The 16,310-nt window shown below is 30.5% G+C and carries 19 protein-coding genes; 1 reads left to right on the forward strand and 18 read right to left on the reverse strand.

Annotated elements, in window-relative coordinates; genetic code table 11:
* The 18 genes from ACY2RX_RS11210 to trxA form a co-directional block, all read right to left on the reverse strand.
* Positions 1 to 207, reverse strand: a 207-nt coding sequence (locus tag ACY2RX_RS11210) for a hypothetical protein (protein ID WP_490104076.1), incomplete at its 3' end; no start/stop codon positions are given.
* 161 nt (positions 208 to 368) lie between these two features.
* Positions 369 to 590 (reverse strand): hypothetical protein, encoded by a 222-nt coding sequence (locus ACY2RX_RS11215; protein ID WP_490104077.1) that lies wholly within the window; start codon positions 588 to 590, stop codon positions 369 to 371.
* 376 nt (positions 591 to 966) lie between these two features.
* Positions 967 to 1,428, reverse strand: a complete 462-nt coding sequence (locus tag ACY2RX_RS11220; protein WP_490104078.1) for a hypothetical protein — start codon at positions 1,426 to 1,428, stop codon at positions 967 to 969.
* A gap of 182 nt (positions 1,429 to 1,610) precedes the next feature.
* Positions 1,611 to 2,477 carry an ATP synthase F1 subunit gamma gene (gene atpG, locus ACY2RX_RS11225; RefSeq protein ID WP_490104079.1) on the reverse strand — a complete coding sequence of 289 codons (867 nt, stop codon included), beginning with the start codon at positions 2,475 to 2,477 and terminating at the stop codon, positions 1,611 to 1,613.
* Between the two features lie 68 nt (positions 2,478 to 2,545).
* Positions 2,546 to 4,123, reverse strand: coding sequence for a F0F1 ATP synthase subunit alpha (gene atpA / locus ACY2RX_RS11230; protein WP_490104080.1), 1,578 nt, complete (start codon positions 4,121 to 4,123; stop codon positions 2,546 to 2,548).
* Positions 4,124 to 4,195: 72 nt separating this feature from the next.
* Positions 4,196 to 4,753 carry an ATP synthase F1 subunit delta gene (gene atpH, locus ACY2RX_RS11235; protein WP_490104081.1) on the reverse strand — a complete coding sequence of 186 codons (558 nt, stop codon included), beginning with the start codon at positions 4,751 to 4,753 and terminating at the stop codon, positions 4,196 to 4,198.
* A gap of 7 nt (positions 4,754 to 4,760) precedes the next feature.
* Entirely contained in the window at positions 4,761 to 5,261 is a 501-nt protein-coding gene (locus ACY2RX_RS11240; RefSeq protein WP_490104082.1) for a F0F1 ATP synthase subunit B, read from the reverse strand.
* 98 nt (positions 5,262 to 5,359) lie between these two features.
* Positions 5,360 to 5,548 carry an ATP synthase F0 subunit C gene (gene atpE / locus ACY2RX_RS11245; RefSeq protein ID WP_013993139.1) on the reverse strand — a complete coding sequence of 63 codons (189 nt, stop codon included), beginning with the start codon at positions 5,546 to 5,548 and terminating at the stop codon, positions 5,360 to 5,362.
* 36 nt (positions 5,549 to 5,584) lie between these two features.
* Positions 5,585 to 6,718, reverse strand: a complete 1,134-nt coding sequence (gene atpB, locus ACY2RX_RS11250; protein WP_490104083.1) for a F0F1 ATP synthase subunit A — start codon at positions 6,716 to 6,718, stop codon at positions 5,585 to 5,587.
* Positions 6,719 to 6,801: 83 nt separating this feature from the next.
* A complete protein-coding gene (locus ACY2RX_RS11255) occupies positions 6,802 to 7,188 on the reverse strand; it encodes a DUF6168 family protein (RefSeq protein WP_490104084.1) in 387 nt (128 codons plus the stop codon).
* A complete protein-coding gene (locus ACY2RX_RS11260) occupies positions 7,181 to 7,399 on the reverse strand; it encodes an AtpZ/AtpI family protein (protein ID WP_490104085.1) in 219 nt (72 codons plus the stop codon). The genes ACY2RX_RS11255 and ACY2RX_RS11260 overlap by 8 nt, the downstream gene beginning before the upstream one ends.
* The gene (locus ACY2RX_RS11265) at positions 7,365 to 7,778 is read right to left on the reverse strand and encodes a bactofilin family protein (RefSeq protein ID WP_490104086.1); all 414 of its coding nucleotides are present in this window, start codon (positions 7,776 to 7,778) and stop codon (positions 7,365 to 7,367) included. Before ACY2RX_RS11265 ends, ACY2RX_RS11260 begins: the two co-directional genes overlap by 35 nt.
* A gap of 1 nt (position 7,779) precedes the next feature.
* Positions 7,780 to 9,993 carry a type IX secretion system periplasmic lipoprotein PorW/SprE gene (gene porW / locus ACY2RX_RS11270; RefSeq protein ID WP_490104087.1) on the reverse strand — a complete coding sequence of 738 codons (2,214 nt, stop codon included), beginning with the start codon at positions 9,991 to 9,993 and terminating at the stop codon, positions 7,780 to 7,782.
* A gap of 129 nt (positions 9,994 to 10,122) precedes the next feature.
* A complete protein-coding gene (locus ACY2RX_RS11275; RefSeq protein ID WP_490104088.1) occupies positions 10,123 to 10,818 on the reverse strand; it encodes an ABC transporter ATP-binding protein in 696 nt (231 codons plus the stop codon).
* Between the two features lie 28 nt (positions 10,819 to 10,846).
* Positions 10,847 to 12,313 carry a DUF5687 family protein gene (locus ACY2RX_RS11280; RefSeq protein ID WP_490104089.1) on the reverse strand — a complete coding sequence of 489 codons (1,467 nt, stop codon included), beginning with the start codon at positions 12,311 to 12,313 and terminating at the stop codon, positions 10,847 to 10,849.
* A 59-nt stretch (positions 12,314 to 12,372) separates the two neighbouring features.
* Positions 12,373 to 13,050 carry a hypothetical protein gene (locus tag ACY2RX_RS11285; RefSeq protein WP_490104090.1) on the reverse strand — a complete coding sequence of 226 codons (678 nt, stop codon included), beginning with the start codon at positions 13,048 to 13,050 and terminating at the stop codon, positions 12,373 to 12,375.
* Between the two features lies 1 nt (position 13,051).
* Positions 13,052 to 13,390, reverse strand: a complete 339-nt coding sequence (locus ACY2RX_RS11290; RefSeq protein WP_490104091.1) for a PadR family transcriptional regulator — start codon at positions 13,388 to 13,390, stop codon at positions 13,052 to 13,054.
* Positions 13,391 to 13,527: 137 nt separating this feature from the next.
* A complete protein-coding gene (trxA, locus tag ACY2RX_RS11295; RefSeq protein ID WP_490104092.1) occupies positions 13,528 to 13,887 on the reverse strand; it encodes a thioredoxin in 360 nt (119 codons plus the stop codon).
* Positions 13,888 to 14,099: 212 nt separating this feature from the next.
* On the opposite strand from trxA, the gene ACY2RX_RS11300 reads away from it, so the two are divergent.
* Positions 14,100 to 16,256, forward strand: a complete 2,157-nt coding sequence (locus ACY2RX_RS11300; RefSeq protein ID WP_490104093.1) for a prolyl oligopeptidase family serine peptidase — start codon at positions 14,100 to 14,102, stop codon at positions 16,254 to 16,256.
* Positions 16,257 to 16,310 lie beyond the last annotated feature (54 nt).

Below are 16,310 nucleotides of genomic sequence, written 5' to 3' on the forward strand. Positions count from 1 at the left end.
ATCCACCGTTTTGGTAGTAAGTATCCAATCTATTGGGCTTTCAATATTATGACCAATTTCTTTAGCTTCAATAGCATAAAAAGTGACGCTTTTAGGAAGATTTTTAGAAGTGTATTGATTAGCCTTTATGGTTACTTTAGCAAAGCGAACTGCTACTGTGACAATTCTTTTTTTAATATTTCTTCTTTTATCCCCTTCAAGTTCCACTTGATAACTACCTTGTTGTGCTTGGCTTGAGAGATAGTCAAAAAGCTTAGTCTTTCCGTAAAGAATTCTATTTGACTTTGCTCTTATTAAAAGATGCGTCTTAGAATCGGGAACAACACAAAATTGCTCATAAATATCTCCTTCTCTATCTTAAACAATGATTATTTCTTGTGCACAGCAAAGAACTTGTTTACTCTTGAGTGATCTTCTATCCATTTGTAGGATTCTCTTTGCTCAATAGAAAGTAGTTTCTTTTTATGACTCTTATCTTTTGTAGGCTTTTCGTGTAATCTATTCCATTCTTTAACATCAGAAAATCCATAAGGCATTAATGTTTGTGAATCAACCACAAAACTCGGAATTAGTTGTACCAATACGACCATCTTTCGGTATCCTGTTGTTGTGATTATATAGATTAATTTCACTAGTGTCCTAAATACAAAGAACCGATTTACTCCCAACAGTATTGATACAACTTGATGACATATTCAAGATAATATCATTCTCACTAACATTGTCGTTCTGTAAAAAACAATACATAGCTTTTTTGCTTCTGAATCATTTTGTGCTAATTGTCGAATTGAATGTACACTAGAAGAAAATAAGCGATTCAAAATAGAATTTCCCCTATTCAACAATCGCTTATCTTTTAATTATTTAAAATGTCTGGTCTGCATTTTTTATCCCAAAAGATAAAAAATATATTTGTGTCCAGAAGGTAGCGATTTGTGAGTGGTTTTCATTTTGATTATCAGCAGTTTAATACTTTGTAATCTTTTGTTTTACTTCCTTTAAGGATTTTAATTTAAAATAATGTGCCTTGTTTTTTATATGATAACTAATAACAGCTTCGTCATTTTTTAATTCGAAAGGAAATGTTGTTTCTTTTGGTGGTTTATTTTTTAACTCTTTTGTAGCATCGGCATCTAGTATTATATCTTGCTTGGTAGATGTATTAAAATGTCCTAATAATATGGTTTTGCCATTCGTTTCTACTTTTTCTAACTTGGTTTCCATATTACCATAAAACAAAGAACTGAATAAGATATTCGATTTTTGTGATAAAACAATCTCAACTTTTACACCTCTAACACCTGGTTGACCTCCAACCCAATTTGTATACGTTGCAGCTTCTATAGCAAAAGGCGGGTTTTTGTCAAACTTTACGCTTCCACATTGTGAAAAACTAAAAATCATTGCGAGTATAGATAAAAATTTCATTGTCTTCATTTTTAAAAATTTTGCTTAATAGACTTCAAAGTATATGCCAAGATATAAAAAAAGAGCTTATCAAATTTTGATAAGCTCTATCTTTTATTAGTTTATGTAAAAAGAAGAAATGTGAAACGTAATTGTTCAAAGCTTCTACTCTTTTGTGTAATTTGACTTCGCTTATGCTTCGTCTAATTGTTCAAAGCTTCTGCTCCACCAACAATTTCTAAGATTTCGTTAGTAATTGCTGCTTGACGTGCTTTGTTGTACGTTAATAATAACTCGTCTCTTAGCTCAGTTGCATTGTCTGTTGCTTTGTGCATTGCTGTCATACGTGCACCATGTTCAGAAGCAAAACTATCTCTTATACCTTTGTATAATTGTGTTTTTAATGACTTAGGTATTAAAGCTTCTACAATTTCTATTTTAGATGGCTCAAAAATATAATCAGAATTTACTGCAGTTGTTTCTGAACCTTCAATAGGTTTAATTGGTAAAAATTGCTCTACTTGCGGTATTTGAGTTGCCGCATTTTTAAACTGATTGTATACCAATTCAATTTTATCATAAGTTCCTTCTGAATATAAATTCATTAACTTTTCTGCAATAGCAGCTACATTATCAAAAGTTAAATCATCATAAATATCATTTCTAGTAGCTACAACATTGTAATCTTTAGCTAAAACATCTGCTCCTTTTTTACCAATAGCAAATAAATCTACCTCAACATTACTATATTTTTCTTTTATTGTTTTAATAACTTCTTTACAGATTGATGAGTTAAAACCACCACACAAACCTCTGTTAGAGGTTACTACTACTAATAAAACTTTAGAAACCTCTCTTTGCGTTGAATACGCTCCTCCTGTATCACTATCTAAAGTTGCACTTAGATTTTGTAGCAATTCTGTAAGTTTAGATGAATAAGGTCTCATTGCCGTAATTGCATCTTGCGCTTTTTTCAACTTTGCTGCAGATACCATTTTCATAGCAGAGGTAATCTGCATAGTCGATTTAATAGAGGTAATTCTATTACGAATTTCTTTTAAGTTTGCCATTTCTTAGTTTTTAGTTATTAGTTTTTAGCTGTTAGTTTAACTGTTAACCTCTAAAAACTAAAGTCTAATTAAGCAAAATGCTTAGTTATCTCTGCTGCTGCTGCTTCTAAAACTGCAATTGCCTCATCTGTTAATTTACCTGATTTTAAAACATCTAATGTATCTCTATGTTTTGCGTTTAAGTAATCGATATAATCTTTCTCGAATTTCTTAACTTGGTTAACAGGAACATCTTTTAATAAGTTTTTAGAACCAGCATAGATAATTGCTACTTGATCTTCTACTGCAAAAGGATCGTTTTGTGCTTGCTTTAAAATTTCAACATTACGTTGTCCTTTAGAAATTACACTCATAGTAGCAGCATCTAAATCAGAACCAAATTTAGCAAATGCTTCTAATTCACGAAACTGAGCTTGATCTAATTTTAAAGTACCTGCTACTTTTTTCATTGATTTAATCTGAGCATTACCACCAACACGAGATACAGAAATACCTACGTTAATTGCTGGACGTACACCAGAGTTGAATAAATCTCCATCTAAGAAAATTTGACCATCTGTAATCGAAATTACGTTTGTTGGAATATATGCTGATACGTCTCCTGCTTGTGTTTCAATAATTGGTAATGCAGTTAAAGAACCTCCACCTTTTACAATTCCTTTTAAAGAATCTGGTAAATCGTTCATTTCACTTGCAATTTTATCATCATTAATCACTTTTGCAGCACGTTCTAATAATCTAGAGTGTAAGTAAAATACATCACCAGGATATGCCTCACGTCCTGGAGGTCTTCTTAATAATAAAGAAATCTCACGGTAGGCAACAGCTTGTTTAGATAAATCATCATAAATAATTAAAGCTGGTCTACCTGAATCTCTAAAATACTCTCCAATGGCAGCTCCAGCAAACGGTGCATATACTTGCATTGCTGCAGGATCTGATGCATTTGCAGCAACAATAGTTGTGTATGCTAAAGCCCCTCTTTCTTCTAACATATTAGCAATAGCTGCAACTGTAGAAGCTTTTTGACCAATAGCTACATATATACAATATACTGGCTCACCAGCATCGTAAAATTCTTTTTGATTTAAGATAGTATCAATGGCAACAGTAGATTTACCAGTTTGACGGTCTCCAATGATTAACTCACGTTGACCTCTACCTACAGGAATCATTGCATCAATAGATTTAATACCAGTTTGTAATGGTTCTGTTACTGGCTCTCTATAAATAACCCCAGGAGCTCTACGCTCTAAAGGCATTTCATAAGTTTTACCTGTAATTGGCCCTTTACCATCAATTGGGTTTCCTAATGTATCTACAACTCTACCTACAATTCCTTCACCTGCTCTTAAAGAAGCAATACGTTCTGTACGTTTTACTGTAGAACCTTCTTTAATAGAGGTAGAAGCTCCTAATAATACAACACCTGCATTATCTTCTTCTAAGTTTAATACGATACCTTCTAATCCGTTTTCGAATTCTACTAATTCACCATATTGAACGTTAGAAAGACCGTAAACACGAGCAATTCCGTCTCCTACTTGTAACACAGTTCCTACTTCATTTAAAGTAGCTTTTGCTTCAAAATTTGTTAACTGTTGTTTTAAAATTGCTGATACTTCAGCTGGTTTAATACTTGCCATTTTATAATTGCTATTGGCTTTTGGCTTTTGGCTATTAGCTAAAGGCTAAAGGCTAAAGGCTAAAAGCTATTATTATATTTTTGGAATGTAATGACTATTGTCAAATTCCTTTTTCAATTCGTTTAAATAATTAGAGATACTTGCATCATATTGCACGTCTCCTACACGTAAAACAAATCCTCCTAAAATATTTGGATTTACCTCGTTTACTAAATTTGCTTTTTCTCCTGTTAAGGCTACAATTTTAGCTAAAACTTCTTTTTCTACTTTTTCGGTTAAAGGAACAGCCGTAGTTACTTTTGCTTCTTGGGTATGCTTATCAAAATCATAAATGATTGCATATTGTTTAGCAATAGAAGACAGCATTGCTATTCTTTTATTATCTTGTAATAAATGAAATAAGCCAAGAGTTATATTGTTTACTTTACCGTCAAATAAAGCGTTTAAGACTTTTATTTTATCTTCGGCTTTTACAATAGGGCTTCTTAACATTACTTCAAATTCGTTATTATTAGAAATTGTATCATCAATAAATAACATATCGTCATTTACTTTTGTTTCTAATTTAGAATCTTTAGCAAGATTTAAAATTGCTTTTGCATAACGTAATGCAGCTCTTGCGTCTTTCATACTTTGCTTAGTTTAAAGTAACGTCTTTTAAGATTCCTTCAACTAATTCTAGTTGTTCTTTCTTAGAAGATAATTCTTTTTTAATTACTGATTCTGCGATATCAATAGATAATTCTGCAACGTTCTTTTTTAATTCTGCCAAAGCTGCTTGTTTTTCTTGAACAATAGCGGCTTGTGCTTTTTCTATTAAACCTGCTGTAACTTCTTTAGCATGTTCTTTAGCGTCGGCTATCATTTTATCTTTAATGTCTCTTGCTTCTTTCATCATTGCATCACGCTCTGCTCTTGCTTCTTTTACAAGTCTTTCATTATCTGCTTGCAAGTTTTGCATTTCTTTACGAGCGTTTTCTGCTGCTGCTAAAGCGTCTTCTATACCAGACTCTCTTTCTTCTAAAGAATTTAAAATTGGTTTCCATGCAAATTTTACCATTAAAGCTATTAACGCTAATAATAAAATTAACGAAACTACAAATAACCCTGGTGAAAAATCGTTTAATAAAGTTTCCATTCTATTAACTAATTATTTTTTTGTTTTTTGATTGTTTAATTTAAAAATAGCTTCTGTAACCAACCGTTACAGAAAGCTATTTTTTGTTTTTGATTGGATTATTTTCCTAAGAATAATGCACCAAATGCTAAACCTTCTAATAATGCAGCGATAATAATCATTGCTGTTTGAATTTTTCCTGTCGCTTCTGGTTGACGAGCAATTCCTTCCATTGCTTTTCCACCAATTTGACCTAATCCAATTCCTGCTCCGATTACGATTAATCCTGCTCCAATTAAATTGTACATAATAAATGTATTTATATTAAATTAAACAAATTTGTATTAATGATGCTCAGGCTCTGCTACTGCCATACCAATAAATAATGCTGAAAGCATTGTAAAGATATACGCTTGTAAAAAAGCTACTAAAACCTCAATTAATGTTATAAAAAATGATAATACCAAAGACAACCCTGTTGCACCTACAACCCCTAAAGATTCTTTTAATGTGAACATAATTGCAATTAAGCTCATTACCACAATATGACCTGCTGATATGTTTGCGAACAAACGTACTAATAATGAAAATGGTTTAATTAACAATGCTCCAGCCAATTCTATAATTGCTAAAACTGGTCTAATTAAAACAGGAACTCCTGGCATCCAAATCATATGCATCCAGTAATCCTTATTGCCACTTACTGTGTAAATTACTAATGTAAAAATTGCTAAACATCCTGTAACTGCTAACTGACCTGTAACATTAAATCCAAGTGGAGTTAAACCTGCTAAATTTAATACCCAGATAAAGAAAAATACAGTTAATAAATATCCTGTAAATCTTCTATAATGTTTTTCACCAATATTTGGTTTTGCAATTTCGTCTCTAACATAGATTACTAAAGGCTCTAAAACTCTTGCAAAACCTGTAGGAACTTGTTTTGTTTTATATTGTTTTGCCAATCTAGAAAACCAAAATAATAATAACAAGCCAATTAAAAGAATACCAACAACACTTTTTGTTATAGAAAAATCTAAAACTTTGTGTGCATTTGTTGCGTGATGAGTTTCATCAAAAGAAACTGATGCAGCTCCTTTGTCTAATTCGTATATTTTAGAGTGAATTTTAGCAAATTTTAATCCTTTCTTTTCTACAATTACGTGACCATCGTCATTGTGATGAAATTCTGAAGACATAAAAGTTACTAAACCTTTGCTTGTCCAAATAATTATTGGTAACGGAAAACCAATGTGTTTTCTTTCTCCAGCATCATTTGTATATGAAAATAAAGAAAAATCGTGAGAATCTTTTATGTGATGTAGAATATATGCTTCTACTTCTTCTTTCGTATTTACGCGACCGCCATCATTTTGATTGTCGTGTTTTTTATCAGATTCTGATGCAAAACCGACTGAAGTAAAGAGGGTTATTGCTGCTATTAAAAGAAACTTGATTGTTTTTTGTGCAATCTTCATTGTTAAAATACGCTTTCTAAATTCCGCGCAAAGATAGGCAATAAATCAAAACCACAAACCTTTTTTAAAGCTATTTTTTATTATTACTTTTTCTTTAAAATTTTAGCGACAAAAACAGCTTCTGTTAATAAAAATATAAACATTGGAATAAACAAAGATGTTCTTGCTACATAAGATAAGTTTTCTTCTGTAAAGATTGATTTATAAAAGATTAAGCAGAAAAGTACCAACTTAAAAACGATGGTACCTAAATAGATAAAACCTAGCTGTTCAAAAATTTTATCAACACTAGAAAATAGCGAAAAATTAATACATATTAATAGCGAAAAACAAAGGTGAAAAAGGTATACTTTTTTTAAAGAAAAAGGAACTGTTAATTGTTGATTTTCTAAATAAAATTGATGAAGAGAAAAGCTTAAAATAAATAAAAAAAAGAAAACGACTGAAAAAACAAGAATATTTTTAATCATTAATTCTATTGGCTTGTTTTATTAATGAATACATTGCTAAAAATATAGCAAACAACGTTACGGTTTCTGTTAAAAAAGTAGTTTCAAACTTCTTATCTAACCATTCTCCTAACAAAAAACCTAAATAAATTGTTAACCCCATTTGCAAACCTGCTCCTGAGAGTTGTAATGCTTTATTAAGCGGTTTTTTCTGGGATTCTTTTTTGCTCATTGCTAGAATTCAATTCTTTTATTGCGCCTTTCATAGCACACGTTGCGTTGAATGATGCTCCTGGTTCTATAGATAGTTTACCAATTACAACATCACCAGAAATATCTGCAGTTGTTTTTATGGTGAGTATGTTAGACACAAATAATTCTCCCGAAAACTTACCCTCTATGTCTGCATTTGTAGCTTCTACTTTTCCTTTTATAAAACCATCTACGCCAATAATTACTCTACCGTTTGTAATTAATGTTCCGTCTAAAGTGCCATCAATTCTAAAATCTCCATCAGATTTAATATCGCCAACAATGGTTGTGTTTTTAGCTACAACATTTCTTTCCATAGTTTTAGGTTTTTGAGAATTTTTATCTTTATTACTAAACATTTTACTTACTTAATTGTTTTATTATTGCTTTTGCTTTCTTTCCTTCTTCTGTGTTTCCATAGTTTACAATAACAAATTCTAAGGCAGCTTTATAACTGTCTTTATCTTTGTATTTACCTATTGCATAAGCTTTTAAGAGTTCAAATTTAGCAATTATTTTTGAATTCTGAATTTTAGGTAAAATTTCATCAATCTTTTTTACGGTTTCTTCAAACTTATTTTCTTTGTATAAATAATACGTTTCTTTATATGTTTTTTCAATTTCGCTAACAGCTACATCTTCTTCTATAACTGCGTTTGGATTTTTTATGATTTGAGCAAACTTAGTTTTTGGATACCTATTTAAAATGATATTCTTATGAATTTCTGCCTTAGAAGTATTCTTTTGGTTTTTATAAATTTGATATAAATGCCAATTTATGGGTAAAATTAATTCTTTCTTCGGATGTAAATTTTTTACTCTTTCTAACCTTTCTATGGCTAATTTTGTGTCTTTAAACTGTTCTTTGTAAATCAATCCTAATTCGTATAAAGCCTGATTTCTGTCTAACTTTAAAGTATCAATCACTTTTTTATTTGTAGGAATTGTTTTTATATAGCTCGCCAAATCGTAACGCGAACTTTTTTTGTTGATTTGCGCAGCATCTTTTGCATTCCCTATTTTTATTTTTGATGACCATCTCCAATCATCAGCCAATTTTCTGTTTCCCCAAATTTTTGCGAATTCTGTTTTACCAAAATTCAAAGATTGCGAATTATAGAAATACCATTTTCCTTTATTCCTAGATTGTAAAGAACTACCACCAAAAGAACCACCAAATGCTTGCTGATTTAATCGTAATTGTGCAGCTTCTTCATCTTTCTTTTTTAAATTATCTATATATTTTTGAAAATAGTTTTCTTGGGCTTCTTTAGACATTGAAGCAATTTTAAGAATGCTATCGTTCTTAGAAATTAAATTTTCGTAGGTAATTAATGATGCTAAGTTTTTATGCTTTCTTTTAATTCTTCTAAACCTTAAATTTAAAGTGTCTGTAGAAACTTTTAAAACACTATCATAATAAGAATTTGCCACCAAATATTTTGAATTCTTAAAATGCAGGTTTCCTAATTTCTCGTAAGTAAATGTTTTTTGTTTGTTGCTACCAGCAGATTTTAACGATTTATTGTAAGCCTTAATTGCTAATTGAATACTGTCATTATCTTCGTGTAAAACGCCTGTTTGATAATACAATTCGTCTAAATATTTTTTATTATCTCTGTTTTCTATCAACTCATACATTCTGTCTAACAAGGCAACTTTAGATGAATCTTTGGTGGTGTTTTTTGCAACTTCTATATTCGCATGAATTTTGTATTTATAAGGCGATTTTTTAAAGTTGATGATTTTATCAAACACCAAAACAGCAGAATCTTTTTTGTTTTCTGCGCTGTAAATTTGTCCTAAAATAAATAAGTTTCTTGCTCCTTGTTCTTTGTTATTTAGGGTTCTTGTGGCTTTTAATAAATGTTCTTTTACTTTTTGTAGGCTGTCTGTTTTTACATACGCCATTGCCAAAGCTGTGTGCGCTTGTTCTTTAATTTTATCAGGCAAATTTTCTTCTTGTCCTTTTCTTATTTCTAACAATAATTTTAAAGATTCTATTGCCAATTCTTCATTATCTATTCTGATGTTGGCTTTGGCTCTCCAAATTTTAGTTTCGCTAATTAAACTTGCATACGGATAACTTGCAATTATATAGTTAAAGGCTTCTATTGCCGGAATAAAACGTTGTTCGTAATAACGAGCTTTACCTAGTAATAAATACGCATCATCAATTTGATTATTGCGCTCTATACCATTAATATTCATTCCGTGTTTTTGAATGGCTTTTACCGCTTTTTCTTCGGCTTTGCCAAAAGGAGTAGATGCTTTTTGCACTTCATTTCCATCATCAAACCCAGAACCAATACCAGAATTATATTGCGGAATAGTAACTTTATCTTCTTCAAACTTTATGGGTTCTATTGGTAATTGAGCAAACCAATCGTCTTTATATCTATCATTAATTCCTTTTACACCTTTTTTAAAGGCTTCTTTACCATTAAAAAGCACATTGTATTTTGTGTTTAATGAATGCCAATTTCTACTGATAACAGTGTCTTTTTTTGTGCTACAAGAATAAAGTATTGCAAATACTGAAAGAATGAATGCTATTTTTTTAGTGTATTTCACACAAATAAATATTGATTAAACTATTTTTAACTAAGCTAAGAAACTAAAAAACTCTTATTTACAACTACTTTATTAAAAAAATAGTATAAATAAGAGCGTAAAAATAGTAATAAATTAAGAATAGTAGAGCTATACAGAAAAATAGCTTTCTAATTCTTTTAAAGTTTCTGCAGATGTTGCTATATCTTTTACTACATTTCCTTTGTCTAAAACAACAATACGTTCGCAAACTTCTGTTACGTGTGTTAAATCATGGCTAGAAATTAAAACGGTAATTTCTCTATTTTCTGTTAACGTTTTTATAATAGATTTTAATCTGATTTGTGTTGTTGGATCTAAATTTGCAAAAGGTTCGTCTAAAATTATTACTTGTGGATTGCCCATTAATGCAGCAATAATTCCTGCTTTTTTCTGATTTCCTTTGCTTAAATCTCTTAAGTATTTTTTCTTTCCTAGAATTTCTCCATTAAAAAATTCATCAAATTGCGATAAAAACGATGTTACATCAGCCTTATTCATTCCGCGTAAATCGCCTATAAAATCGAAATATTCTTCGGGTGTTAAATAGCCTATTAAAAAAGATTCATCAATAAAAGACCCTGTAAAATTTTTCCAATCTTCGCTTGTATTTACAACAATATCATTATTGGTAATTGCACCTGTAGTTGGTCCAATTAAATCTAATAAAATATTGAACAATGTTGTTTTTCCTGCACCGTTATTACCTACCAAACCAAAACTTTGTCCTGTAGGAATCTTGATATTTTCAACATTTAAAACTTCTGCTTTTCCGTATTTTTTTGAAATATTATTGATTGTAATCATTGTTTTTTTCTTTAAAGTTTGTGTTGTTTTATGCTTCTTTACCAAAAGCGTTTATCATAACATATTTGTCTTTTATGTATTTTTTTTCGATGAATTTCATAAAATAATTTTTAAAAACCAATCCTAAAATACCCACTAAAGTAACTGCTATAAATCCTGAATTATATCCTACAAATTTGTCGAAAACCCAAAATAATAACATTGGAAACAACATTAATGGAATAATAATTAAAAACTGTGTTGCGCTTGTACCTTGTGTGTTACCAAAACCTCCTTTTGTTAAATCGATTCGTTTTCTGTTAAACGAGCCTGCATACAATAAAAAAAGTGAATTAAAGCCAATATTAAAAATGGCGCCAGCCGTAATCATTAAGAAAATTTTGGTTCCAAAATATAAATATGGAAAACTTAAGAAGTACAAAATTGTTGTCATTGCAACCATTAAAAACCATTTAGATTCTAAAAATTTACGATATCTAAAACTTTGGCTCATTAACATTTTGTAATGTGCACTATCCCAAGCTGGGATAAACTGTCCGTAGTTTAATGCAAAACCCCCTGTTACAAATAACGATGCAAACATTAACCAAGGTAATTTGTCTTTATAGGCATCCATTGTAAAGAAAATCAATCCATAAAAAAGAAATAAGAAAGACATTAAAAAAACGGTTTTGGTTCTTTTGTTTCTCCAAATTAAACGGATGTCGTTCTTTATAAACGGAGCCACATCTCCTAACTTATCTGCCCAAGATAAATCTGCCGAATTTGCTTCTTTTATTTTGGTGGCAACTGCTTCATCTAAATACACTAAGTTGCGTAATTGTTTATAGTTTAACCCATATAAAACCGCTAAAACAACAATGCCTAGTAAAGAATAAACGGGATTTGCGTAAATGGCATCAAAAAAAGCTCCTCCAAAGCCAACAACATCTAGAGTAGTATACTTTTGCAACCCAATTAAACCCAATAAAAGAGTGGCTAAAAAAATGAGTGCTTTGTTATTTTTATTGATTAAAAAATTAAGAAAATTGGCAGATTGAATGATTAAAATCATTGCAAATAACCAACCTAGAACTCCTGTTGTATTGTAGCCTTCTGTAATTAAAACAATTGCAAACGGAATGTAAAAAAACAAGCTTAAAAAATTAAAGATAGAAAAAGCCGATTTTCCTAAAACATAATGTACCAATTTGTTTTTTGGTATGGGTAAAATCAGTAATGGTTTTATGTTCATTACGGGTAATTTTTGCATTAAATACCTAAAAATTAAATCGCCAAAAATAGCAAACAACAAATAAGAGTTTACCAATTGCAATGGGTCTGATTCTGGAAATTCTTTCTTTAAAATGTAATAGCCACCTACACCAATGGCTAAAAAAGAAACAATAAAATACAAGACAAAAAAGCCCATAATTATTTTTAAAGCAATTCCTTTTTGCCAATGAGAAGAACGGAAATATTGTTTCCATTCTAGTTTTAAAAAGTGTGAAATCATATTTGGTTAATTAGTTTGATTGGTAATAAGTAGTTTATAAATAGAAATTGTTACAATTTTTAAGAGATTTTATATTCTGGGTAAGTTTCTTGTAATAATTCTTCTGCTTTTTTTGGGATAACTTCTAAAGAAACATATAACAAAATACAAATCGCCATTAAAAAAAGACTCATTAAAATTGTTTTATAATCTCCTGTAAAATTAAAGTTGAATGAATGAAAAGGATAGGTAGCAATAATTGCAGAATTTGCTCCTCCTTGATTAAATAAAAGATCTTCTAACATCCATTTTTTTTCTTTTCTTTTTATCTTTTTTTGAAGTTGTACTAATTTAAAAAAAGCAAAAATAGCGGTTATAAAAAATAGCGTAAATATTAGATAGTTACCAAAAGGATATTGTATAAGATAATAGAATAAATAAAAGATTCCAATTGTTAAAATAATTTTTGGGAGCTCAAACCATTCTTTGGCAAATCTCCATAATATGTTAACATACTTTTTACTCATCTGTTTTTGCTTAGCTTCTACAACATTCATAAAACCAAAAACACCAAATTTTTTAAAAGATTTATTACGAGCTTCAATAAATGATAAATCAGGCTGTGCCTGCCAAATTTGTTCTATATCGTTGGCTAAATGATCTACCAATTCTGTTTGTACATCATAATGTTCTACATAATGTTTTCTGGTAAACTTGTAGAGTTCTTGTATTTGATTTTGGGTTAGTGTGTTTTCCATCTTACTCCAAACTAAATTTAGGGTCTACCAAATGCTGCATCGTTTTTAAAAATTCTTGCATTTCTTCTAATTTATTAGCGGTTTCTTTAGTGCCACTTTCGGTAAGTTTGTAATATTTTCTAAGACGATTTCCAACTTTTGCAACTTCTACATCTAACAAACCATCTGCTTCTAATTTATGCAATGCAGGATACAAGGCACCTTCAGTAATTTTTAATTCTCCTTTGGTGAGTTCTTTTACTTTTTGAGTAATTTCATAGCCATACATTTTAGTATTAGTTTCTAATAATTTTAAAATAATGGTTTGCAAAGAACCTTTGTATAATTTCTGATTTCCCATAAAACAAATATATGCATAATTTTTTTATGCATAAAATTCTTATGTATTAATTCTTAAAAAATCCTGAGATTATTCTTCTCAGGATTTTTTAACTCAATATAATAAGGATTCCCTTTTTCAAGGGAATGACAAAATAATTATTTTGTCACCTTTAAAACATCCGCAATAATACGTTCTAGTTCTGCTTTAGGTAAAGCTCCATTTGCCATTTGCGGATCTCCTTCTGCAGGACAAAACAACATAGATGGTATACTTCTAATACCAAATGCAGCAGACAATTCTTGTTCTGCTTCTGTATCTATTTTATAAATGTCAATTTTGTCTCCATATTCTTCTGAAAGCTGTTCTAAAATTGGCGCTAGCATTTTACAAGGGCCACACCAATCTGCATAAAAATCTATTAATGCAGGTCTTTTTCCTTCAAACTTCCACTCTTTATTTTTTTCGTAATTAAAAACCTTTTCTAAAAAGGTTGCTTTTGTTAAGTTTTCTGTCATAATAATCTATTTTTCTCAACCTTGTTGAGATTTCATTAATTTGTCTTTCCTAGAAATCGGGAATCTAATTTTTATTGTTTTTTTAATACTAAAAAAGTTGCACAAAAATAGTCGTTTTTATTCCTATAAATTACAAACTGTTAAAATCGTCTTAAAATGAAGATTTTTTATCCATTTTCTGCTAACTTTGAGCAATCACTAATACAATCAAAATGAAGAAATTAATCATTCCTATCTTATGCGCAAGTGCAATTTTTGTGTCTTGTAAAGAAGAAATTAAACAAAGAAATATTGACGTGAAATACCCTGAAACTGCTAAAATAGCTGTTGTAGATACATTATTTGGAACAGCTGTTACCGATAATTATCGTTGGTTAGAAGACGATAGAAGCAAAGAAACCGAAGCTTGGGTAAAAGCAGAAAACGAAGTTACATTCGATTATTTAAGTAAGATTCCGTACAGAGAACAACTAAAAAATAGGTTGTCTGAACTTTGGAATTACGAAAAAGTAGGTACTCCTTTTAAAGAAGGAGATTACACGTATTTTTATAAAAACAACGGATTGCAAAATCAATACGTTGTTTACAGACAAAAAGAGGGTGGTGAACCAGAAATATTTTTAGACCCAAATACGTTTTCTGAAGACGGAACAACTTCTTTAGGTTCTTTAAGTTTTTCTAAAGATGGAAAAACTGCAGCCTATGCAATCTCTGAAGGTGGTTCTGATTGGAGAAAAATTATTATAATGGATGCTGAGTCTAGAACGATTAAAGAAGATACTTTGATAGATGTTAAATTCTCAGGAATCTCTTGGTACAAAAACGAAGGTTTTTACTATTCTAGTTACGATAAACCCAAAGGAAGTGAATTGTCTGCCAAAACAGATCAACACAAATTGTATTATCATAAATTAGGAACTTCACAAAAAGAAGATCCTGTTATTTTTGGCGGAATTCCATCAGAAAAACATAGATATGTTAGTGGTTATTTAACAGAAGATAATAGATATTTACTTGTTTCGGCATCTGTTTCTACATCTGGAAATAAATTATTTATCAAAGATTTAAGCAAACCAAATAGCAAATTGGTAACCGTTTTAGATAATGTTAAAAGCGATACTTATGTAATAGATAATAGAGGAAGCAAACTTTATTTAGTTACCAATTTAAATGCTCCAAATAAAAAAATTGTAACGGTAGATGCTACGAATCCAACTCCAGAAAACTGGAAAGACTTTATACCAGAAACAGAAAATGTGTTATCGCCATCTACAGGTGCTGGTTATTTCTTTACTGAATATATGGTAGATGCTGTTTCTAAAGTGTTACAATACGACTTTGATGGAAAACTAATTAGAGAAATAAAACTACCAGGTGTTGGTTCTTCTGGAGGTTTTGGTGGAAAAACAGCTGCAAAAGAGTTGTATTTTTCATTTACAAACTACAACACTCCAAATTCTTATTATAAATTCGATCCAAAAACTGGAACTTACGAATCTTACTGGAAACCTTCAATTGCTTTTAATTCTGATGATTATGAAAGTAAACAAGTTTTTTACAATTCTAAAGATGGTACCAAAGTTCCGATGATTATTACTCATAAAAAAGGAATTGAATTAAACGGAAAAAACCCAACTATTTTATATGGTTATGGCGGATTCAATATTAGTTTAACACCAAGTTTTAGTATTGCCAACGCAGTTTGGATGGAACAAGGTGGAATTTACGCAGTACCAAATTTGCGTGGTGGTGGAGAATATGGTAAAAAATGGCACGATGCTGGAACGCAGATGAAAAAGCAAAATGTATTTGACGATTTTATTGCAGCTGCGGAATATTTAATTGCTAAAAACTATACATCTTCAGATTATTTAGCAATTCGTGGAGGTTCTAACGGAGGTTTGTTAGTTGGAGCAACAATGACGCAAAGACCCGATTTAATGAAAGTTGCTTTACCAGCAGTTGGTGTTTTAGATATGTTGCGTTATCATACATTTACTGCAGGTGCAGGTTGGGCTTATGATTATGGAACCGCAAACGACAGCAAAGAAATGTTCGAATATTTAAAAGGATATTCGCCAGTACACAATGTAAAAGAAGGTGTTTCTTATCCTGCAACAATGGTAACTACAGGTGATCATGATGACAGAGTTGTACCAGCACATAGTTTTAAATTTGCCGCAGAACTGCAAGACAAACAAGCAGGAAATAATCCAACTTTAATTAGAATAGAAACCAATGCAGGCCATGGAGCAGGAACTCCTGTTGCTAAAACCATTGAGCAATATGCAGATATTTTTGGGTTTACTCTTTTTAATATGGGATTTGACCAATTACCAAATCCGCCAAAAGCGAAAATTAAGAGTTAACTCTTAAAAAACAATTATAAAAACCGATGCAAAAGTGTCGGTTTTTTATTGGGC

Source organism: Polaribacter sp. 2405UD43-2, assembly GCF_058147125.1.